At 69.4% G+C, this 21,181-nt stretch carries 12 protein-coding genes; 7 read left to right on the forward strand and 5 right to left on the reverse strand.

The annotated features are described in order from the left end of the window. Window positions 1–38 precede the first annotated feature (38 nt). Window positions 39–683 carry a TetR/AcrR family transcriptional regulator gene (locus tag WME97_RS42420; protein WP_437546417.1) on the forward strand — a complete coding sequence of 215 codons (645 nt, stop codon included), beginning with the start codon at window positions 39–41 and terminating at the stop codon, window positions 681–683. An 87-nt stretch (window positions 684–770) separates the two neighbouring features. On the opposite strand, the gene WME97_RS42425 is transcribed toward WME97_RS42420, so the two are convergent. From WME97_RS42425 to WME97_RS42435, 3 genes are all read right to left on the reverse strand, one after another. Continuing rightward, on the reverse strand, window positions 771–2,999 hold the full coding sequence (locus WME97_RS42425) for a hypothetical protein (RefSeq protein WP_437546419.1): 2,229 nt from the start codon (window positions 2,997–2,999) through the stop codon (window positions 771–773). Window positions 3,000–3,028: 29 nt separating this feature from the next. Next, window positions 3,029–3,739 (reverse strand): hypothetical protein, encoded by a 711-nt coding sequence (locus tag WME97_RS42430; protein WP_437546421.1) that lies wholly within the window; start codon window positions 3,737–3,739, stop codon window positions 3,029–3,031. A gap of 591 nt (window positions 3,740–4,330) precedes the next feature. Further along, window positions 4,331–6,424 (reverse strand): hypothetical protein, encoded by a 2,094-nt coding sequence (locus tag WME97_RS42435; protein ID WP_437546423.1) that lies wholly within the window; start codon window positions 6,422–6,424, stop codon window positions 4,331–4,333. Window positions 6,425–6,712: 288 nt separating this feature from the next. Between WME97_RS42435 and WME97_RS42440 the strand changes: the two genes are divergently transcribed. The 3 genes from WME97_RS42440 to WME97_RS42450 all read left to right on the forward strand — a co-directional run bounded on the left by WME97_RS42440 (window position 6,713) and on the right by WME97_RS42450 (window position 11,295). Continuing rightward, complete coding sequence (locus WME97_RS42440) at window positions 6,713–8,128, forward strand: sigma 54-interacting transcriptional regulator (protein ID WP_437546425.1); 1,416 nt, start codon at window positions 6,713–6,715, stop codon at window positions 8,126–8,128. Between the two features lie 179 nt (window positions 8,129–8,307). After that, window positions 8,308–10,512: a bifunctional serine/threonine-protein kinase/formylglycine-generating enzyme family protein gene (locus WME97_RS42445; protein WP_437546427.1), complete on the forward strand. Its 2,205-nt coding sequence runs from the start codon at window positions 8,308–8,310 to the stop codon at window positions 10,510–10,512. Window positions 10,513–10,668: 156 nt separating this feature from the next. Continuing rightward, window positions 10,669–11,295 (forward strand): hypothetical protein, encoded by a 627-nt coding sequence (locus WME97_RS42450; RefSeq protein WP_437546429.1) that lies wholly within the window; start codon window positions 10,669–10,671, stop codon window positions 11,293–11,295. Window positions 11,296–11,421: 126 nt separating this feature from the next. Here WME97_RS42450 and WME97_RS42455 read toward each other — a convergent pair whose 3' ends face one another. Then, window positions 11,422–13,638: an AAA family ATPase gene (locus WME97_RS42455; RefSeq protein ID WP_437546431.1), complete on the reverse strand. Its 2,217-nt coding sequence runs from the start codon at window positions 13,636–13,638 to the stop codon at window positions 11,422–11,424. Between the two features lie 614 nt (window positions 13,639–14,252). Here WME97_RS42455 and WME97_RS42460 point away from each other — a divergent pair. Continuing rightward, window positions 14,253–16,796 (forward strand): EF-hand domain-containing protein, encoded by a 2,544-nt coding sequence (locus tag WME97_RS42460; protein ID WP_437546433.1) that lies wholly within the window; start codon window positions 14,253–14,255, stop codon window positions 16,794–16,796. Between the two features lie 74 nt (window positions 16,797–16,870). Here the strand turns inward: WME97_RS42460 and metG are convergent, their stop codons facing one another. Continuing rightward, complete coding sequence (gene metG / locus WME97_RS42465) at window positions 16,871–18,943, reverse strand: methionine--tRNA ligase (RefSeq protein WP_437546435.1); 2,073 nt, start codon at window positions 18,941–18,943, stop codon at window positions 16,871–16,873. 185 nt (window positions 18,944–19,128) lie between these two features. Between metG and WME97_RS42470 the strand changes: the two genes are divergently transcribed. Continuing rightward, the gene (locus tag WME97_RS42470) at window positions 19,129–19,752 is read left to right on the forward strand and encodes a Dps family protein (RefSeq protein WP_437546437.1); all 624 of its coding nucleotides are present in this window, start codon (window positions 19,129–19,131) and stop codon (window positions 19,750–19,752) included. Between the two features lie 129 nt (window positions 19,753–19,881). Beyond that, window positions 19,882–21,171 carry a phytoene desaturase family protein gene (locus WME97_RS42475; RefSeq protein ID WP_437546439.1) on the forward strand — a complete coding sequence of 430 codons (1,290 nt, stop codon included), beginning with the start codon at window positions 19,882–19,884 and terminating at the stop codon, window positions 21,169–21,171. Window positions 21,172–21,181: the final 10 nt, after the last annotated feature.

Consider the following 21,181-nt stretch of genomic DNA (forward strand, 5'->3'; position numbering starts at 1 on the left):
TTGATAAGAAATGAAAATCTCTCTAAACGATCGGGGCCATGACGACGGGAACAGGAACGCGGGTGCGCCAGAGGCGACGCGGCGCGGAGCTCGAGGCCGATCTGCTCGACGCGACCTGGGAGGAGCTGGTCGAGGTCGGCTTCGCGAACCTGACCATGGAATCGGTCGCCACGCGCGCTCGTACGGGGATCGCGGTCCTGTACCGTCGCTGGGCGAACAAGGACGAGCTGGTGCTCGCCGCCCTCCAGCACCGCCGGGACGAAAGCCCGGTCGCGGTCCCCGACACCGGCGCCCTGCGCAGCGACCTGCTCGCCCACCTGACGGCCCTGAGCGACGCCCTCGCCGGCTTCTTCGCCATCGCCGCAGCCGCCGCCTTCTCGGGGCTGCTGGCCGGCACCGGCCTGACCCCCTCGCAGGTGCGCGACAAGGTCATGGACACCCAGAAGCCGCGTGTGCGCATCCCCTACCAGCGCGCCCACGACCGCGGTGAGATCGACCTCGAGCGCATTCCCTCCGCCGTGCTCGCCATGCCGTACGACCTCGTGCGGCACGACCTGCTCATGGATCTCAAGCCGCTGAAGCCCGCGCGCATCCAGTCCATCGTGGACGAGCTCTTCCTGCCCCTCGTGCAGAGCTTTGGAGCGCGCGAAGGCCATGCGGCACGTCGCGCTCGGCGTCGATGACGTGCTGACTGATCCACGAGAGCGCCGCGGGCCGCCTCCGCGCCGCCGACCCGACGTCCTTCAGCTTCCACGCTCCCTACGCGCACGCTACCGGCCGGCGCCGACAGCGCCGACCAGCTTCAGGAACAGAGCTGCATCCAGGTTGACACCCGCGAAGAACCCGGGCGCCGCCTTCCATTTCCGCTCCACATCGAACTGCCCCGCCGGCACACGGTCGTTCTCCTTATGGCCGCCGGTCAGCTCCGGCACGGTTTGCCAATGGGCCCCGGCAAGCAGGCCGAAGCCGGGTACGAACTCGTAGAAAGCGCCCGGATAGATGTGCTCGAGCGGCTCGACCAGGGAGATGCCGACCCCCACGCCGATCCCCTCGAGCGAGAGGGCCCGGCGCTTCCGGTCAATGTTGGTCCCCCAGGGTCGCCAGGCGATGAACGGGATGGGCGGCGCGATCCCCTGGGTCTTCTCGAACCTCCGGATCACGGGGACCGTCTCTCCCTTCATGGCTGTAGAGCGGTACTCGACCTTGGTCGACCAATCGGCGATGAGCGCAAGCCCCACCGAGAATTTGTAGATGGGGAGCGTTTCGATCGAGATCTGCGACGACTGCGTCTGCCCCTCCCCTCGCACCGTGAGTTGCATCCTCGGCGATGCGCAGTGCTTCGCGACGAGCATGCGCACGGCGGTGTTCGCCTGAAGCTGCGCCTGAAGGGTACGGACTTCACGCTCCGCGCTCGCGGCGTTCTGCTCGGCCTGCCTCGCCTTCTGCTCGAAGGCATACCGCTCGGCGAGGATGTCCTTCTGGGCGCTCTCTCGCTGGGCATCCAGCTCCTTCTTGTAGGCGTTCTTCTCGTCCGCCGTGATCTGCCCATCGTTCGCGATTCTATCCTTGATGTCTTTGACCTTGGCCTGCTCGTCCTTCAGCGCGTCGCTTACATCCTGATCACGGCTGAGATTATCGAGCTGTTGAGCGAGCGCAGTGGACTCCTCCTTGGGACCGGCCTCTCCCTCTGTCGGAGTCGAGAGCGACGCTGCCCTGGACGCCAGCTCCGCCGCGCGCTCCTGGTTCTTCTTCGCCTCGGCCTTCTGCTCGCTGACCACCTCTCTTGCCTGCTCGATCTTCTCTGCCTGCGCGTCGGCGCTTTGCGCCCCGCGTCCCAGCGCCTCAGTCCCTCGCGCCAGCGCGCCGTTGACGGCGACGACGTTGCCGACGACGCGGGCCTGGTCGGCGTTGCCGCAGGTCGTCAGCGCGAGTTCCTGAATGGGCTTCCCGTTCCGGGGGACCACCACGATGACGACCTCGTCGTCCTCATCGATGCGCTCCATGGCGAACGGCGAAGCGCCCGTCTCGTCGAAGAACAAGATGGCAAAATTACGCGCCGGACAATAGATGTTCTGAGGCGCATCCGTCTTGTTCTTATCGATGCAATCGTCAATCCACCCCTTCGTAATCCTCTTGCTTACCTGTGCATACGCGCTCTGCAGCGCCTGATAATAGTCGTACGAACCGGCCACAAGCGTGGCCCGGATTTGTTCGTCCGCGTCGAGCTCGAAGGCTAACCTCGTGAACGCCCCGGCGCTGGTCGTCGAGAAATCGAGCTGGGTCTTGTAACCGGCGTTCACGCCCGCGAGCATCGGAACATCGAAACACGTGGCCCCATTGCCTTTCTCCTTCGCGCACTTGGCCGGAAAGGCCTGCTCGCCCTCGATGAACACACCGAGCCCCTGGGGCGGCGCGTTGTAGACCGCGACCGCATAGCGCGCGTTCGCCAACTTCTTCGTGAAGGCCGTCGGGTGAACGAGGCGCAGCGAGCCGTCGGGCGCGTAGTCGAGCTCGAGCGCGACGGTCCACGTCGGCTCGCTGATGTCGATCTTAACGGGTGCGTTCGAGAGCGTAAGCGTGAGTGCTGTCTGGGGATCGTTGTCGCGAGAGGAGAACCAGAGGGTGGACGGCCCGCTCGTGAGCCGGGGCACGTCTAGCGCGAGCTTGAAGCACTCGCTTGGGTCCACGTCGGACGGGTCCGTAGCGTCCTTCCTCTTCGCCGCCTCAGGGCAGTCCTGCTGCGCGAGGGGCTCGCGGTTCATGAGCAGATCATCGCCCTGACGGTTGGGGCAATCTCGCCGGACGTAGTAGTTCTCGACGTCGCTCGCCAGCGTTGCGCCCTTCGCGGCAACGAGCTGACCTGTCTTCGCGTCGCACGAAAGATCCAAGATCGCGTAGCCCGGGTCTCCCGCGTCGGCTCTGGGTGTGGCCAACAGTAGGCTTCCGCACGCAGCGATTGAAACAAGAGCTATCCCAAACACTCGCTTCATGATGTTCACCGTCCCTCGGTGTTCGCTTCGCTCACCGGCTAGTTCCCGCCACCGCCCGCCTGGCCACCACCACCATCCCCGGCTCCCCCGCCATCTCCGCCTCCCTCGCCATCTCCACCGCTCCCGCCATCCCCGCCGCCGCCACCGCCACCGCCACCAGCTCCGGCGCCGCCCTCGCCGCCGGCGCTCCCCTGAATGCCCCCCTCACCACCTCCGCCCTGGTCGCCGTCATCAGCGCCATCACGCCCGCAGATGCGCTCTATTTCTTGGCGGCCTACCGCGATCGGCCGCAGGTTGAAGCCCTCGCAATCGCCGGGCTTGCCCTCGTGCGAATACGCCGTGGCGTAGATCGAGACGAGGTCTTCCCCCTTGGGCAAATCGATTAGGAACCCGAAATCGCGCGTGCCGGCAGCGTCGTTGACGAGTAGCGCCGCGCTCGGGATCACGAGGTCTGCCCCGCCCGCCCCACCGCCTTCGCCTCCGGGGCCGCTGCCCCCACCATCGCCCGCGTCGCCCGCCGCTCCGGCATCGCCGCCTCCACCGCCCGCCCCGCCGACACCTCCGCCGCCCGCCCCGCCGGCGTCATCGCTCGGCGCGTGGCAGAACGTCGGCCCCGGGAGCATGTCCACCGTCGCGCCGTCGACCCTCAAATAAATGACGACGGGCCTCAAGGGAGCCTCGCCGAGATCGGGCTGGCGCAGCTCCAGGAGCACGTAGACGCGCCGCGCCGCCTCGGACGAGCACGTCACTTCCGGCAGGATCCGGAGCGTCGGTCGTTCCCTCGGCCTCGGAGACTCGCCGTCGGTGCACGAGGAGAGCGACAAGGCGCTCGTGAATAAACAAAGGAAACCGATAGCTCCCGCCCGGATCTGTCGGCTCGCGCGCAGCATCGCCATGTTCACCTCATGAATATAAAATAGCTGGCCACCCGGTAGGGCGCGCGCAGCGCAATGCCGCTGCGCTGCTCCGACCAACCGCCGATTCGTCGCAAAGAGCCTTTCGGTCCCTCGTAAATCCCGTCCTTGCCGAGGCGAGATTTGGGTTCAGTGTGCTCACGCTACACGCATCGTGCGCGCCTTTCAAGCCTTATGGTGAGCCGCCGTTCATCGGTCGCGTCACGCGCGGCGCTGGATCGAGCACCGCGCACGTCGCCGGGGTCCACACGTTATCTCGTCCGGCGATGGGCGCAGGAGCGGCGAGGCTCGGGCGCCGCTATGACTGGACGAGCCGGCGTTCCGGCATTCCGGGGTCCGCTGTCGTGTTAGTGCCCGATACAGCAGCGCTCGACGAGCGCATGCGCCATCGACCGGAGTTTCTGGCGGGATTTGTGAAACGCGGAGCTACGGGAGCCACTGGCCCACCTCGGCGATGGCACGGGCGACCCCCACGATCGCCGCCGTCCCGCCCAGCCGCTGCAGGAGCGGAGAGAGCTCGGTGAGGCTGCCGAAGCCTACCAACATCCCGGGGAGGTCGCCGGTCCAGTCGTTTCCGAGCTCGCTGCAGAGGACCCTGGCCGCGTCGGCGAGGGACATCCAGGGCGCGCAGGCCGAGAGGACGCGGAGCGCCAGCCGGTCGCCGTGGGCCCAGTACGCGGACATGACCTCTCGAACAGCGCCCTCGCGCATGTCCTCGGGGAGATCGGGCAAGATGCCCGCGAAGCTGACCATCCTAGATTCCCCTTCTCGGCTCTCCGCGAGGCGCCAAGCTTCATCGGGCGAGAGGTCCGTGGGTCGAATCACCATGTCCCTCGACAGGTACGCATCGACCTCGTCGTACGTCGCGCCCGCGCGGATCCGACGGGTTCGCTCCGGGTCCGCCGCGCTTGGGTCAGTTGCCACGCAAGGGATCGGTCGGGGGAGGATCTGGTCGAGACCTGCGCACGCATCCGTTGCCCACCGCTGCACCAGTTGCTGATCCGAACTGGTGAGGAGGGAGGCGAACGTCACCAGCGCCTCGGCGCGCTCGCGCGCGGCGCCCGTCGGTCGCGCGAGATCCACAGTTGGCTCGGTGTAGGGCTCGGCAGGGTCACGCTCTTCTTCGTGACTGCCCTCCTTCGCGCAGAGCGCCCCATCCACGAACGCACACCAGACGACGTCGCACACACGAGCGGCCCTCTCCGCGCTGGCACCCGAATCGCTCTCGGTCCCGGAGCGACAAGCCTGGAGGAGCACATCTGTCGCAGCGCAACGAGCCCGCTGGACGTCCGCCAGGAATCCCACGAGGCATCCCGGCCTGTCCATCCAGGCCCTGAGCCACGTCGGCGAGACGAGAGCCATGCAATCGGTCACTCCAGCGCCTCGCCGCGTCATGTGAGCGCCGAGGTACTCCACGAGGTACGGGGGCCACGCGACGTGTGGCTCGGAAGCCGCCTTGCACGCACGCAGCGTCGATAACCCGCGCTCGACGATGGCGTCCTCGATGGCGGCGACGCGATCGGACGCGGCCCACCGGGCGCGCCCGGCGTCGTCTCGGAACCGGTAGGCTCCCCCGTCATCCGTGACAACGAGCCGGCGGGCTGGGTCCGGTGCGCGCTCGAGCGCCTCGAGCTCGGCCGGGTCGACGCCCACCGCCCGCACGAGATCGTCACGCGACACGGGAGCAAGGCTCGCTGCGAGCGCCTCGAGCGCACGCACGGCGAGCGCTCCCTCCTCGCCCAGGGACTCCAGAGCGCTCCGTGCCCCGGCAGGCTCGTCGGGCGCTGGACGAGCCGCGGAGCATGATATCAGCGTCGTCTCCTCGGCCACCCACGCGAGCCTATCTCGCCATGGCACGCCACTCGGCGCGTGCTCCTCGGCATCGACGGACACGACGATATGCGCGCCCTCACCGGGGTCGCGCAGGAGAGGAATTCGTGGATCCGGCCACCCGTCGGCAGCGCGCTCGAGGCCGTCGAGGATCACGAGCAGCTGGGGGTTCTCGTCGTCAGGCACAGAGGAGACCCATCCGACGCCCCCAATGGCCAGCCGGATGGCGGCCGCCAGCTCCCCCGGGCTGCGCGGGCGGCTGAACATGGCTGTCGCCGATCCCTTGAACAGGCCGAAGAACAGCTTCAGCATGTCGCGCTCGACCGCGGTTCCCAAGCACGGGCTTACCGGCACGAAGATCACCTCCGCCGCCTTGCGCTCCACGATCGACGAAGCCCATCGCGCCAGGAGCGCCGTGCGCGCCGCGGGACTGGCGCTCACCACCATCCCGCAGGGCGGCCCGCCGACAAGCCAGTCGTCAAGCTGTGTCAGCAACGGAAGGATGTCGGGCGAAGTCGGCCGAGCGCGGATCTCTTCCGCAATGGTCCGCCAGAACGAAGCAAGGCCGCGGTGCGATCGGGCATAGCCTCCCTCCGGGCCACGCAAGGATTGGAGCGCATCTCGTCTCACGGCGAGCTCCTGACCGCCAGTCGAGTCGTCGAACCCATCGGCCCACGTGCGTCTGCTCATCGAGCTCCCTGGAATACTTTCGCGGTTGCAGGATGATAGGTCGTCGCGCACCCGATGCGGACGCCCACCGCGACCCCGGCGACGCCCATCGAGCCCTGCCGCCCTCCGCCTGGACGGCCCGCGGGCGGTCCCACGACCCGTGCACACCCGGCGGAGCGATGGCCGCGATGGCCGCAGCGCCAGTTCACCCTCACTGCAATCGCTGGAGGCGTCCCCACGGGACGCATGGCTCCGGATGGCCGCTCGCGGTCCCCAGGAGAGCGCCTCGATGCGCTATTTGTCTAGTGAATGCCCAAGGATGTACCCACCAGCAGGCCAGGCGGCGTCCCGCCCGCGGCGACGACCGAGGAGAAGGCGCCTGTGATCCTGCGCGGCCTGCTGCGGGTGTTCCGTCTGCGCCTCGTTTACTCCGGCGACGACCTCCTGAACCCACCGGTCGTTTTCACGCCGTCGCGAGGGGCGACGCCCATGGGGCGGGAGGTGCGGGGCGGCATCGCCCTGCCCCGCGACGCTCGCGCATCGCGGCTCCACGCGACGCTCCATACAGACGCGCTCGACCGGCTGCGGGTCGTCGATGAAAAGAGCCGCAACGGCACGCACCTGAACGGACGGCGCATCGACGAAGCGTTGCTGGACGACGGCGACGTGCTCTCGATTGGCGACTCGTACCTGGTGGTCCGCGCCGAACCCGAGCCCCAGGCCGACGCGCCGGTGCCATCGCTCCTCGGCGACGCTCCCTCGATGTGCGCGCTGCGCGCCGCTATCCACCGCGTCGGCCCCACCGAGGTCACGGTGCTGCTCCTCGCCGAGAGCGGCTGCGGCAAGGAGGTGGTGGCGCGCGCCGTGCACGACGCCAGCAAGCGGCGAGGGCCGTTCGTGGCCGTGAACTGCAGCGCCATCCCCGAGAGCCTCGCCGAGAGCCAGCTGTTCGGTCACCTGGCCAACGCGTTCAGCGGGGCTGTGGCCCGCCCCGGGCTGTTCCGCGCCGCCGACGGGGGCACCCTCTTCCTGGATGAGGTCGGCGATCTCCCGCAGGGCGTGCAGCCCAAGCTCCTCCGCGTGCTGCAGGATCGCATGGTGCTCCCCGTCGGGGCGACAGCCCCGGTCGCCTGCGACGTCCGCATCGTCGCCGCGACGAACCGCGACCTCACGGCGGATATCGCGGCGCTCCGCTTTCGCGGCGATCTCTTCGCGAGGCTCTCGGAGTTCCCGCTCGGGATCGCGCCGCTCCGCGAGCGGCGCGAGGACGTGCTGCCCCTGCTCGATCACGCGCTCGGCCGGCCCCGCCCGCGCATCAGCTCCGCGCTCGCGGAGGCGTTGCTCCTGCATCCGTGGCCCTTCAACGTTCGCGAGGTGTTCGCCCTCGCCGCGCAGCTCCGCATTCGCGGCGGCGAGGCCGGCGTGCTGGATCTCGAGCTCGTCGCCGACCGGCTAGGGCCTCCGTCCGGCGCAGCGCCCGCAGCTCCACCGACGACCACCTCCGACGCGCACCCTTCGTCGGCCCCCGCGCCCTCGAGCGAAAAAGACGCGTCGAACGCGGCCGACGAGCGGGAGCCTCCGCCCGATCGAGCCCAGCTCGAGGAGCTGCTCCGCGCGCACCGCGGCGTGGTGGCGGACATCGCGCGGGCGACGCGCCGGTCGCGCAAGCAGATCTATCGATGGATTGCCCATCACGACCTCGATGTGCAGCGCTTCCGCCGCTGACGTGGCCGCTCACCGCGCGCTCTCCCCGCGCGCAAAGCAAATTACAGCATGGGCGGCATCGCATTGGCCCCCGCGGCTTCGCGCAGGCCGGGCATCGATAGGTCGTTTTCCCCCATCGTTCACCGTTATAGGATTCACCCGAGCCGTTCGAGGCCGCCGAGTCTGAACCGAGGCGCAGCGTGGATTCACTCCTCAGATCGAGCATCGGCCAGTACCTCATCACCGAGGAGATCGGCCGTGGGGGGATGGGGGTTGTCTACCGCGCGGTCCATCGGAGCGTTGGACAGCTCGCGGCGGTCAAGGTGCTCTCCAGCCAGCTCGCCCGCGACGCGAGCCAGCTTCGTCGGTTCACCAATGAGGCGCGCGCGCTCAGCCTGGTCGACCATCCGGGGCTGGTGAAGATCTTCGATTTCGGTGAGACGCCCCAGGGCGAGCCGTACATCCTCATGGAGTATCTCCGAGGTGAGCTGCTCCGGAGTCGCCTGATGCGATGCAAGAGGCTCGCCCTCCCGGAGGTGCTTCGTATCGGCCGTCAAGCGGCGTCGGCGCTTTCGGCGGTCCACAAGAACGGGATTGTCCACCGCGACCTGAAGCCCTCGAACATGATGCTCGTCGCCGACGACGAGGCGTCCGGCGGGGAGCGCCTGAAGCTGCTGGATTTCGGCATCGCCCGGTTCACCGAGGACAAGGCCGATCTCACCGCGCCGGGCTCGGTGCTCGGAACGGCGATGTACATGTCGCCCGAGCAGTGTGTCGGCCAATCGCCGGTGGACAGCCGATCCGACGTCTACTCCCTGGGCGTCGTGCTCCACGAGCTGCTCGCCGGGGAGCCGCCGTTCACGGGTGAGCCCGTCGAGGTCCTGCGCATGCACCTCTTCCAGGATCCGCGTCCTCTGAGCGAGGTCGTCCCGGAGGTGCCCCAGGAGATCTCGAGCTTGATCCGGCGCATGCTGGCGAAGGAGCCGTCGCGGCGCCCGGATATCGCCCAGATCGCCGAGGCCATGCGCCGCGACATCGCAGCGGCGCCCGCGGTCACGCCGGTGGCGGTCGTGGGATCCGCAGCGGAGTCGACGTCAGCAGCGACACCGGAGGCGGGGTACGCCGGCAGGACGACCGTGAAGAAGCCAGTCGTCCGGGAGACGATCCCGCACGAGAGGGGATCACGGCCAGGCGGAACGAAGGTCGCCGAGGCGGCGGAGGTGGCTCCGTCCGGGGCCGCGCCGTCACCCGGCCCCGGGGCCGACACCACACCGGAGCGGATGGAGCTGCGCGTCGAGCGCACCGAGACGCAAGAGGTCACCCCGCCGTCCGCGCGGCCGCAGGGGCGGCGCCTGGTCGGCCTGCTCGCGATCCCTGCGCTGCTCGTGACGGCGTCCTATGGCCTCGTTCGCGCGTACAGCAACGGCGTCGGCGGCGGACCCGCGCAGGCTGCGCTGACCAGAAGGCTCCCCCTGAAGGCTGCGCTCGTGGCGAGCGCACCAGCGAGGCCCGCACCCCCGGAGAGAGCGCCCGTGACGCTGTCCAACATGGTGCGGCTCCAGGGAGGCCAGTTCCGGATGGGGAGCACGCTCGCCGAGATCGACGCCGAGTGCCAGCGCCTCGGGCCCGAGTGCCGCCGGGACCTGCTCGAGCGAGAGCAGCCCGTGCGAGAGGTGACCGTCTCCCCCTTCTACATCGATGCTTACGAGACCACGAACGCCGAGTTCGCCGCGTGGCTCGATGTCACCTCGCCGGCGCTCGACATCAAGGAGGATCCCGAGCACCGCATCCAGCGCTATGTATACGAGCGCGCGCGCGGCTATCTGCTGGTCGATCTCTTCCCCGAGCATTCGGGGATCCTCCTGCGCCCGGAGAGGCGCTTCGTGCCCCGGCCGGGCCACGAGAACAAGCCGGTCATCCAGGTCACCTGGGACGCCGCCTCGCTCTACTGCAAAGCCCGCGGGAAACGCCTCCCCACCGAGGCCGAGTGGGAGTTCGCCGCGCGTGGAGCGACGGCGCGCCGGTTTCCATGGGGCTCGGATCCACCCCGCTGCGATGGGGTCGCCTTTGGCAGGTACGAGAAGGGCCTCTGCGAGAGGTCTCCGAAGGGCGAGCACGACGTGGGCACCTCCCTGCAGGACAGGACGCCGGAGGGGGTCTGGGACCTCGGCGGCAATGCAGCGGAATGGGTGCAGGATCAGTTCTTGCTTCCTCACTACGGCGCATGCGGCGATTGCATCGATCCCGTGACGGAGGGCCCTGGCGTGTCGCGCGAGGAGGACCAGCGCATACGCCGCGGCGGTTCATGGCCGGCGCTGGATGTGATGTCTCGAGGTGTGACGCGCGGCCGCTCGAAGCGCATCGAGGGTCGCTCCGGGCTCGGGTTCCGGTGCGCCTCGCGGTGAACCACCTCGCCGGCGGAGGGCGGCGAGCAGGGCGCGGCAGCGGCCGCATGACCAGGAACGGACGGAGAGGGCGCTTCGCCGCCCGGCGCCCTCGCTCGCGCAGCTTATCGGTCCTCGTGCGCTTCAATCATCCAGACAACACGCCTCCAGGAGAACATGATCATGCCGATCCGGAACACCGCTGCGAGACCCAAGCGGGCCACACAGTCCACGACGGCTCCTGCGAAGTCAGCCAGCAAAAAAGCCAGGAAGAGCGCCCCCTCCACGTCGAGCGACGAGCTCCACCGCCTGCGGTGGGCGCTCTCGGTGCTCGTCGGCGAGACGACGAAGAACCTCTCCGCCGCCGCGACCGAGAAGTTCCTGGCTCCCGCGAACACGAAGATCGCCTTCGAGGGAACGGTCGAGCACGACGCCTACGTGTACCTGGTGCAGGTTGCCGAGAGCACTCGGTCCATCACGACATACCCGCTGGACGGCGAAGCCATCCACGCCAAGGCCGGCGAAGCCACGCGCATTCCAGCAGCGGGGTGGCTCGTCACCCCCACCCAGGGGAAGATCCTTGCGTTCAGCTCACCGACAACCCTCCGCCGCAAAGAGATCGCCGCCGCGCTCGCCGGTCGCGATCCGGCGCCGGGACAGGCGGGTCACAAGGACGCCAGGCCCGCCGAGTTCGGCACGTTGACTGACGCCAGTGGCATGAAAGCTTCCCAGATCAACCCCTCAGGCCCAGCAGATCCCCTCATCACAAAGCCGAAAGCCGTCACCACGCAGGTTGGACGATAAAGGCGCTGCGATCGACGTTGTCGCGCGGCGCGCCGCGCGCACGCGCGGCACGTCACCGCGCGTGACCTGCGCGGCGGACGTGCCGGTCGCCCTGCGATGGGCCCAGGCGCCGTGGGCGTCGAGCCCTCAGGCGCTCCGATGGCGAAAGTCGACGAGGATCATGCTCCCGGTCCCCTCGATCCTCGCCGTGGGGGTCTGCAGGGAGAGCGACTGCTCGCGGCTCCATTGCTGGACGCTGTACGTGACGTAGTGATTCAGATCGTCCACGGTGACGAACCGCTTGCGACCCGTGCTATCGGCGGCGCCACGAAGCCCCTCGAGCACGAACGACGTGAACACACCGAGCTTGGCTTCCGGACGCTCCATCGCGATCTGCTGGGAAGTGCTGCCCGAGAGGACGGCGATGCCCTCGGCGAGCTCGAAGGCCTCGTGGACGAACCCAGGGTCGAGCGAGGGAGCGCCGGGCGCCCGGCCGAGATCGACCCCGGCGTGGCAAGCATCGAGGACGAGGATCTTGCGGCGGGCGGGCGACTCGAGGAGGATCTCCTTGATCCTGTCGACCGAGAGGGACGTCTCGGGGAGCACCTGGCTGCCGCTGTCGCGAAAGAGGAGATGCGGTTTGCCGTTGTGCAGGGCTCCATGACAGGAGAAATGCACAAGGAGCAGGTCATTGGGGCTCAGCCCACTGGCGAAGAGGCTCAGCTCCTGCAAGACGCGGTTGCGCAGGGGCAACATACGCTCTTCTTCGACGTCGTCGTGCATCGACTTCACGACGGTGTAGCCCAGCTCGTTCTTGAGTGCGTTCCCGAGCGCGACGACGTCGTTGACACAAAAACGCAGATTGCCAATGCTGCGGTCATCGTAGCGGCGTACCCCGACGAGGAAGGCGTAGCGAGCGGCCACTGGACCGAGCACCTGCTCCTCCGCAGCGGCCATCGCGCGTTCCGCCTCGGCGTCAGCGAGGCGCTCTGCCTCATCGCCGCGGGCGTGAGCCCGCTGCACACGCGCCGCCGAACCCTGGTCGAGCGCCGGCGGCTGGATCGGCGCTACCTCGCGCATCACCAGGGTGCCTCGGTTGCCCGTGGTCCGCGCCGGCGGCGGCGGGGTCGACGCCGCAGGCGGCGGCCATGATGCAGCCGGCGCCACACCGGCATAGTACGGAGCGGCCCTGGCTGCCGCAGCTTCGACGGTCAGCTGCTCCGTGATCAGCGTCCGGAGCTCATCATGGAAGGGGCGGAACGTGTCTTCGGCGCCCGGGGTCGTGAAGCGCTGGAGAAAGGGGCGCGTGACGCGCAGAAAGGTGGTCGCGTGGAGACGGCTGCTCCAGCCGGTATGCGCGGCGATGTACGAAAGGGGGAGCGGTGAGGGAGCGGCGCAGAGGAGGGCCAGGCTACGCTTGACCAGCACCTCCGACTCGGCGGGTAGGTGGTTGACGCGGCCCCATAGCTTGATGAAGACGTCACGCAGCGTGCGGGGGAGCGGAGCGCCAAGGCGGCCCTCGGGGGGCAACCGCCGCAGCCACTCGGCGAGCTCGACGGAATAGAGCATGTTGCCCTGGGCGCGCTGCACGGCCTCGTCGGCGACGTAGGCCGGGAGGCCGAGCTCCCGGACGACGCCGTCCCAGAAGGCCCTGCACGCCGCGTAATTCGAGGGGATCCATCGCGGGGCGTCGAGGTCGACGTGCGCCGGGGCGTAACGCATGAACCAGCCGAGATTCGTGGTGGGGCGCGAGGAAGCGAGCAGGACGACGCGCGGCGGGAGCGGGGCGGGGAGCAGGCGGGCGAGATCGGAGTAGCCGATCTCGTCTTCCGCCTCGTCGAGATCATCAATGACCAGGAGGAGGCTCATGGAATCCGGCTCCAGGACACGCCTCGAGATGCGCTCGATGAGGTCGATGAGGCGGCGCTCGGGGTGCGCATGCCCGTCGCGCATGTCGATGAAGCGGTTCTCAAGCTGCGTTGCGAGCGAGCTCGCGACGAACTCGGGCCGATCGAACGCGCTGGTCCTCAGGAAATGGGAGGCGACCGCCCAGCGCGCCTCCGCTCGTACGTTGCGTTCAACCTGCTCAGCCCAGCGCGCGAGGCGCCGGCTCGCGTCAGCGATCCTGCCGCGCACACGCTCGACCTGACAGGCCGCGGTGACCCGCTGAAGATAGCTGGCCAGGATCGCGCTCTTGCCGACGCCAGGGGTTCCCGTGACGAGGACCGTGGTCGCGCCCCTCCGGAAGAGCGCGTCGATCTCGTGGAGCACCTCGTCGCGGGCGAAAAGCCGAGGATGATGCTGGCGCTCGCCGCCGAGACTGACCCGATCGCCAGATGCTCGATCGCCATGATGCGGGGTCATGCTGCTTACGTGATTCGAGTTCTGGGCGGCTGTCAAGGGGCTGCTCGCAGGCCCTGGTATCGACCTGTCTTCGGAACATTGCCTCTGTTCGTTGTCTTCTCACACCCCATGGTCAGGACGGTCCTGAGTCGGCCCTGAACGCCAGCACGCCGGTCGCTGTGGAGCGGGCCGTTGCACGTTACAACCAGCGTGCCCGTGTCATCCGACCGCGTTCGCGAGCCATCGCGCGATCGCCGGCCGCTTCCGGGCGGCCCACGTGCGCGCCCGCGCGCCGTCCCATGCTCACCGCGCGCCGTCCCATGCTTCTCCGGCCTTGGCTCGGTCGCCCAACGCCGGCGTGGCCGTGGCGAACGCCCGCGGGGCGACGAGGATCCCGCTCCGAAGCACGCGCTCGGCAAGGGCCAGCGTGCCTGGCTCGGGCGGCGTAGCACGCACGCCGGCCCGGCAGTGAGCCAGACGACACAAATCCCCTGCTTGGCACCTCGTGTGCACTAACGATGGCGACACGCGCTGACGGACAGCTCGATCGACAGGCGTTCTGCGATGGGGACACGGGCTGTCATGCCAGATCCGATTCGAGGACAAGGGCGTTGGCTTTTTTCGGAGGTGTCATCATGGCGTTCTTTCAACATCTCAAGCGTCAGGACAAGCGCGACGCCGGCTCAGATTTCCTGGCCCCGCGGATGCGTCTCAAGCACGTTGCGCTCATGGCGCTCACGGCCTCGACCGTCCAGCTCGGCTGCGCCGGCGACGAGGACGTCTCGCAGGCGGTGTCAGACGAGGAGGACATCGCGAGCGAGGCAGCCGCGCTCTCGCTTTACCAGCAGAACCCCGTCGGCAACCTGTCCGTGCTCTCGCCCGCCGAGGGCGCGCCCTACGCGATCGCGACCAAGAGCGCATGGACCTCGGCCCCCGGCCTGTCCAGCGCTGTCTACTCGCACGCGGGCGACAACCTGGAGATCAGCTTCAGCGCCGAGATCTACGCCACCAACACGGTGTGGCTGCGCGCGCTCGTCGACGGCGCGCCGGTCTCGCCGAGCGACGTGAAGATCAAGATGGGCAGCGAGAACTTCGACGGCACGCGCTCCTTCACCTTCGTGAAGTCGGGCGTATCGGCCGGTCAGCACATCGTCGAGATCCAGTGGTACGTGGTGAACGGCGGCGACGCCCAGATGCGCGATCGCTCGCTGGTGGTCAACTCGGCCGCGCCCTTCAGCGGCGACGGCCGGCTCGCCGTGGCCGCCGCGCCCAGCGGCCCGGACCTCATCAAGACCACCACCGCCTGGGAGAACGTCCCGGGCCTCACGACCCAGCTGACCACGAGCGCCCAGCAGGACCTGATCGTCACCTTCTCGGCAGAGGCCGCCTCGAACAGCGGCCGCATGTTCGTGCGCGCGCTCGTCGACGGCGTGGACGTCGGCAACGTGACCCTGCTCCACGCCAACATGTCGAACCGCGGCGGGACGCGCAGCATGACCTTCGTCGCGCCCAGCGTGCCCGCCGGTAACCACACCGTGCAGATCCAGTGGTCCGGCGACACCGCCGGCGGCGACATCCGCCTGGGCGACCGCACCATGGCCGTCTCCGCCGCGCCGGCCTCGGCCCCGGGCGGCTCGACCGCTGCGGCCACCATGCAGGGCCCGCCGGTGCCCTTCTCCGGCCTGAACTGGACCAACATCCCCGACCTCTCGGTCAACCTCAACACCCAGGCCCCCGCCGAGAGCGCGGCGATCACCTTCTCCGGCGAGGTCTACTCCTCGAGCGGCCGCCTGTTCCTGCGCGCCTTGGTCGACGGCGTGCCGGCGCAGCCCGGCGACGTCACCCTCATCCAGGGCGAGCCGCTCATGCGCGTGAACTCGCACACCTTCGTGCTCAAGAACCTGCGCCCGGGCAACCACACCGTGACCCTGCAGGCGCGCAGCGACACCGGCACCACCGCCAACATCCGTGACCGCTCCCTCCGCGTGGCCGCCAAGCGGCGCTCGGGCTCCGATTTCGCCCAGGCGTTCATGGGCATCGGCCAGGGCTACGGCCACTCGCCGCGCGTGCGCACCCACAAGGCCCTGGTGCTGTGCATCGACCCGGTCCGCCCGGATCACGCCGCGCCCTCGCTCTCGCAGATCCTCAACTACCACGAGGGCGGCGACGGCGGCATGAGCATGAAGGGCTGGCTGGCCGACAACACCGACGGCAAGCTCGCCTTCGACAGCTTCCAGTACGTGAACTGCGGCCCGTTCGCCCAGGCGCCGGCCGCGCACCAGGGCAACTGGTACTGGGACACGCCCGGCGGGCACGCCGAGGCCTGGCGCGACGCCATCCGCGCCGCCGACCCGAGCATCAACTTCCACAACTACGACACCAACGGCGACGGCAAGATCACCCGCGACGAGCTCGTCCTCATCGTTGTGCGCCCGCAGAACTCGGCCTACGGCACCAACCGCAGCGTCGACGTGGCGGTCGACGGCAACTCGACGCCGCTGAACTTCGACCTCCTCGACGTCTACCTGTCGCCGTTCGACTCGGATCGCCGCAACGGCGTGGGCCTGCTCGCCCACGAGCTCACCCACCGCATCCTGGACGCGCAGGACATGTACGGCTGCGACTCGTCGAGCACGGCGTCAAAGTACTTCGACGCCATGTACTGGCACTGGCAGGCCACCCACATGGGCCCGCTCGAGAAGCTGAAGAGCGCCCTCGTGACCCCGGACCTCGTCGAGATCGGCTCGTGGACCACCCAGACCGTCCCGCTGGCCTCGATCGAGACCCGCAAGGAGGTCACGCTGCTCTGGGACGCCGCGCGCGGCGACAAGGAGTACTTCCTGCTCGAGAACCGCTGGGGCGCCGGTGACGTCTACGACTCGCCGCTCGGTTCGAGCGTGGTTGTCTGGCACATCGTCGAGGACCCGACGCTGGCCGCCCAGTACCCGCCCTCCGGCGCCGAGAGCTGCAGCATCGTCCACAAGCAGGTGCGCAAGCTCGGCCAGCTGACCTTCGATGGCGAGGCCCGCGAGCTCTTCTGGGCCGACGGCACGAGGACCAACATCACGGTCACCGCGCGGGGCGCGTTCGGCGAGCTCACCAACGTGGAGATCAAGAAACAGGGCCTGATCGTCCGCCCGTTCCCGCGGTCAACCGTCCCCCCGATCCTCACCAAGTAGTCCGCCACGTCGACAGCAGAGGACGTGGCGCGCGGCTGCGCGGGTCCATCGAGCCCGCGCAGCCGGCAGCCGCCTCAGTGCACCCGCATCCCCGGCTTCGCCCCCGAGTCCGGCGACAGGAGATGCACCGTCTCGTCCCCCGCCGCGAGCACCATCCCCTCGCTGAGGCCGAACTTCATCTTCCGCGGCGCCAGGTTGGCGCACACGATGACGAGCCGCCCGACGAGGTCTTCCGGCTTGTAATACGCCTTGATCCCGGCGAACACCGTCCTCCGCGCCTCCCCGCCGAGCGAGACGGTCAGCTTGAGCAGCTTCTTCGCCTCGGGCACGTGCTCCGCCGCGACGATGCGCGCGACGCGCAGGTCGACCTTGGTGAAATCGTCGATCGTGCACTCCGGCGCGAGCGGCTCCTTGGCGAGCGCCGCGCCGTCGTCCTCCGCGGCCGCGCCCCCGCCCGCTGCCTGGCCCGCCTCGGCGTTCGCCCCCGCCGCGCCGCCCGGCGCCGCCGCCTCCTCGGCGGGGCGGCCCTCCGCGATCATCTTCTCCACTGCACCCGGCTCGACCCGCTTCATGAGGTGCTCATACGCGGCCACAGGCGTGCCCACAAGCGGCGTCTTCGCGAGCTCCCACCGGTCCATGGGGCACCCGAGCAGCCGTGCAACGTCGTCGGCCAGCTTCGGGAGCACCGGCGCCAGGTAGAGCACGATCTGCCGGAACAGGTTGAGCGCCACGGTGCAGACGGCCTGCAGCTCCGCCTTCTTCTCCGGCTGCTTCGCCAGCGCCCACGGCTGCATCCGGTCGACATACTCGTTCGCCCGGTCCGCCAGCGCCACGATGCTCCTCGTCGCCCGCGCATAGTCGAACGCCGCGTACGCCGCCCCGATCGCCTCGCCCTCCGCCGCCGCCGCCGCGAACAGCCCCCCGTCCTCGGGGTAAACCGCCGACAGCCCCGTCTGCGCCACGAAGCGCGACGACCGGCTCGCCAGGTTCACGACCTTGTTCACGAGCTCGGCGTTCACCTTGTTCACGAGCTCTTCCAGGTTCAGATCGATGTCGTCGACCTTCGAGCTCAGCTTGCTCGCGTAGTAATAACGGAGGTACGCCGGGTCGAGGTGCTTCAGGTACGTCGAGGCCAGCACGAAGGTGCCCTTGCTCTTCGACATCTTCTCTCCGTTCACGGTGAGGAACCCGTGCACCTGCACGCGCGACGGCAGCGAGAAGCGCGCGCTCTTCAGCATCGCCGGCCAGAAGAGCGTGTGGAAATACACGATGTCCTTCCCGATGACGTGGACGATCTCCGTCTCCTCGGATCGCCACCAGTCGTCGAACGCCTCGCCTTCCCGGGCGCACCACTCCTTGCTCGCCGCCATGTACCCTATCGGCGCGTCGAACCAGACATACCAGTAGTTCCCTGGCGCGTCGGGGATCTCGAACCCGAAGTACGGCGCGGGGCGCGATACGTCCCAGTCGCGGAGCGGCTCCGACAGGAAATGCCCCGCCAGGTAGTTCGCGATCTCCTTCGGCATCCGCCCCTCGCCCTGCGTCCAGGTCGACAGGAACGGCCGCTCCGGCTCGATGGCCACCATGAGGTGCTGCGCGCTCCGCACCTCGGGCCGCGCGCCCGTGAGCGCGCTCCTCGGCTCGACAAGATCGGTCGCGGCGTAGGTCGAGCCGCACCGATCGCAGCTATCGCCGTACTGGTCCGGCGCCGCGCACTTCGGGCAGGTGCCCTTGACGAAGCGATCCGCCAGGAACATGCCCTCCTGCGGATCGAAGAGCTGCGTGACCTCCTTCGTGGTCACCATGCCGCGCTCGCGCAGCGACGCCCAGATCTCCTCGCACAGCGCGCGGTTCGCCGGGGAGTTCGTGCTGCCGTAGTGGTCGAACCGGATCTGGAACGCCGCGAAATCGCGCTGGTGCGCCGCGCTCATGTCCGCGATGACGTCGGCCTCGCTCCGCCCCTCTTGCCGAGCGCGGATCATGATGGCCGTGCCGTGGGTGTCGTCGGCGCACAGGTAAATGCACCTCCGCCCGGTCATCCGCCAATAACGGGCAAAGATGTCGGTCTGGGTGTACTCGACGAGGTGGCCGATGTGGATGTGCCCGTTGGCGTAGGGCAGCGCGCTGGTGAGCAGGAGCCGTTTCATGCTGCGCTGGACTTTGCACGAAATCCCAGCCGGATGCGAGCCGCGCGGTGGCGCGATGCCGCGCGGGCGCGCCTTCCAGCGGAGCGCCGCGCCGGCCCATGTGGACACGACAGCGGACGTGCAGCCATGGACGGAGCGGGCTCGGGCTCTAGATACGTAGTGAACCGATCGACGGGGAGGGGGCCATGGCAGTCCAGAGGAAGCAACAGAGGAAACAGAGGCGTGGTGGCAAGGCAGGAGGAGCGCGGGCGCTCGAGGCCCAGCCCCTCCTCCGCCAGCGAAGCGAGGAGATCCAGCCTTTCGGGACGGTCGTGGACTATCCGCTGGCGCTCGCCGCAAAGTCGCGCGCGGAGAGCATCCGGGCGCTGAATCAGATCCTGTCCGACACGCTCGTCCTGCGCGACATGTACAAGAAGCACCACTGGCAGGTGTCCGGGGCGACCTTCTTCCAGCTCCACCTGCTCTTCGACAAGCACTTCAAGGAGCAAGCCGCGCTGATCGACATGCTCGCCGAGCGCGTCCAGATGCTGGGCGGCGTCGCGATCGCCATGGCGCACGACGTCGCCGAGATGACGAGGATCGAGCGGGCGCCCCGCGGCCGCGAGCAGGTGCCCGCCCAGCTCTCGCGCCTGCTCGACGCGCACGAGCTCATCCTCGCGGAGACGCGCGAGGCGGTGAAGCTCACCACCGAGAACCGCGACGACGGCACCGCCGACCTGCTCATGGGCGACGTCCTCCGCACGAACGAGATGCAGGTGTGGTTCCTGTCCGAGCACCTCGTCGACACGCCGCTCGTCCGCGCCACCTGAGCGCCGGCACGCCGCTTCCCCCTCGCCGTCCAGCCCCCTCCCCGTCCCGCCGCGCTCCGAAAATTCGTCAGGGCGCGCGTAACCTTTCCGGCCCCCCGATCGTGGTACCGCCAGGAAAGGGGTTATGTGATGCGTACTACAAAAGACGTGGTGGTGATCGGCGGCGGGCTCGCGGGCCTGGCCGCGGCGGCGTACCTGGGCCGGGCGGGTCGGTCGGTCGCCCTCGTCGAGAAGGCGCACGCGCCGGGCGGCCGCGCCTCCACGCAGGAGAGCCACGGCTTCTCGCTGAACCTCGGCGCCCACGCGCTCTACCGCGGGGGCGCGGCGCACGAGGTGCTCCGCGAGCTCGGCGTCCGGTTCACCGGCGCGGCGCCGTCCCCGTCGGGCGCGCTCGCGCTCGACCGCGGCGCCCTCCACACCTTGCCGTCCGGCGCCCTGTCGCTGCTCACGACGGGCCTCTTCCCCCTCGCCGCGAAGGTCGAGATGGGGCGCGTCCTTGGCAGCCTCGCCGCGGCGAACCCCGCGCCGCTCGCGGCGGTCCCGGTCTCGGCCTGGCTGCGCGACGCCTTCCGGACGCCCGAGGTGCGCCGCTTCGTCGGCGCGCTCGTCCGGCTGTCGACCTACTGCGCCGACGACGATCGCCAGAGCGCCGGCGCGGCGCTCACGCAGGTGCAGCTCGCCCTGAGCCACGGCGTGCTCTACCTCGACGGCGGCTGGAGGACCCTCGTCGACGGCCTGCGCGACGCCGCCGTGGCGGCCGGCGTGGAGATCCTCACCGGCGCGCGCGCGGCGCAGATCGCGGCCGAGGGCGGCGCCGTCTCCGCCGTGGAGCTCGCGAACGGCGACCGCGTCGGCGCCGGCGCCGTGCTCGTCGCCGCGAGCCCGCGCGCCGCGGCCGCGCTCGTGCCCGCGAGCGCGGCGCTCGCCGCGCACGCGGAGCGCGCCGTCCCGGTCCGCGCCGCGTGCCTCGACGTCGCGCTGTCGAGGCTCCCTCGCCAGCGCCCGGGCTTCGTGCTCGGCATCGACCGCCCGCTCTACCTGTCGGTCCACACCGACGCCGCGCGCCTCGCCCCCGCGGGCGGCGCCGTGATCCACACCGCCCAGTACAGCCCCGAGCTCGCCGGCCGCGACCCCGAGCGCGAGCTCGAGGATCTGCTCGACCGCGCGCAGCCCGGCTACCGCGGCGCGATCGTCGAGCGCCGCTTCCTGCCCTCGCTCATCGTCTCCAACGCCGTGGTCACGGCGGAGGGCGGCGGCCGCGCGGGGCGCCCCGGCGCCCGCGTCCCGGAGCTCGACGGGCTCTTCCTCGCGGGCGACTGGGTCGGGCCGACGGGCATGCTCGCCGACGCGAGCCTCGCCAGCGCGCGGGACGCCGCGCAGGCCATCCTCTCGCGCCGCGCCCTCGACCGCGCGGCGTGACGGGGTTACC

Source organism: Sorangium sp. So ce367 (assembly GCF_051520455.1).
GTDB classification, from domain to species: Bacteria; Myxococcota_A; Polyangia; order Polyangiales; family Polyangiaceae; genus Sorangium; species Sorangium cellulosum_B.

What these genes read in the sequence shown, in the direction of transcription:
- WME97_RS42460 (WP_437546433.1), top strand. Translation starts at nt 14,253, where the DNA reads ATGGCGTTCTTTCAACATCTCAAGCGTCAGGACAAGCGCGACGCCGGC.
- WME97_RS42475 (WP_437546439.1), top strand. Translation starts at nt 19,882, where the DNA reads ATGCGTACTACAAAAGACGTGGTGGTGATCGGCGGCGGGCTCGCGGGC.
- WME97_RS42440 (WP_437546425.1), top strand. Translation starts at nt 6,713, where the DNA reads ATGCCCAAGGATGTACCCACCAGCAGGCCAGGCGGCGTCCCGCCCGCG.
- WME97_RS42455 (WP_437546431.1), bottom strand. Translation starts at nt 13,638, where the DNA reads ATGACCCCGCATCATGGCGATCGAGCATCTGGCGATCGGGTCAGTCTC.
- WME97_RS42470 (WP_437546437.1), top strand. Translation starts at nt 19,129, where the DNA reads ATGGCAGTCCAGAGGAAGCAACAGAGGAAACAGAGGCGTGGTGGCAAG.
- WME97_RS42420 (WP_437546417.1), top strand. Translation starts at nt 39, where the DNA reads ATGACGACGGGAACAGGAACGCGGGTGCGCCAGAGGCGACGCGGCGCG.
- metG (WP_437546435.1), bottom strand. Translation starts at nt 18,943, where the DNA reads ATGAAACGGCTCCTGCTCACCAGCGCGCTGCCCTACGCCAACGGGCAC.
- WME97_RS42435 (WP_437546423.1), bottom strand. Translation starts at nt 6,424, where the DNA reads ATGAGCAGACGCACGTGGGCCGATGGGTTCGACGACTCGACTGGCGGT.
- WME97_RS42450 (WP_437546429.1), top strand. Translation starts at nt 10,669, where the DNA reads ATGATCATGCCGATCCGGAACACCGCTGCGAGACCCAAGCGGGCCACA.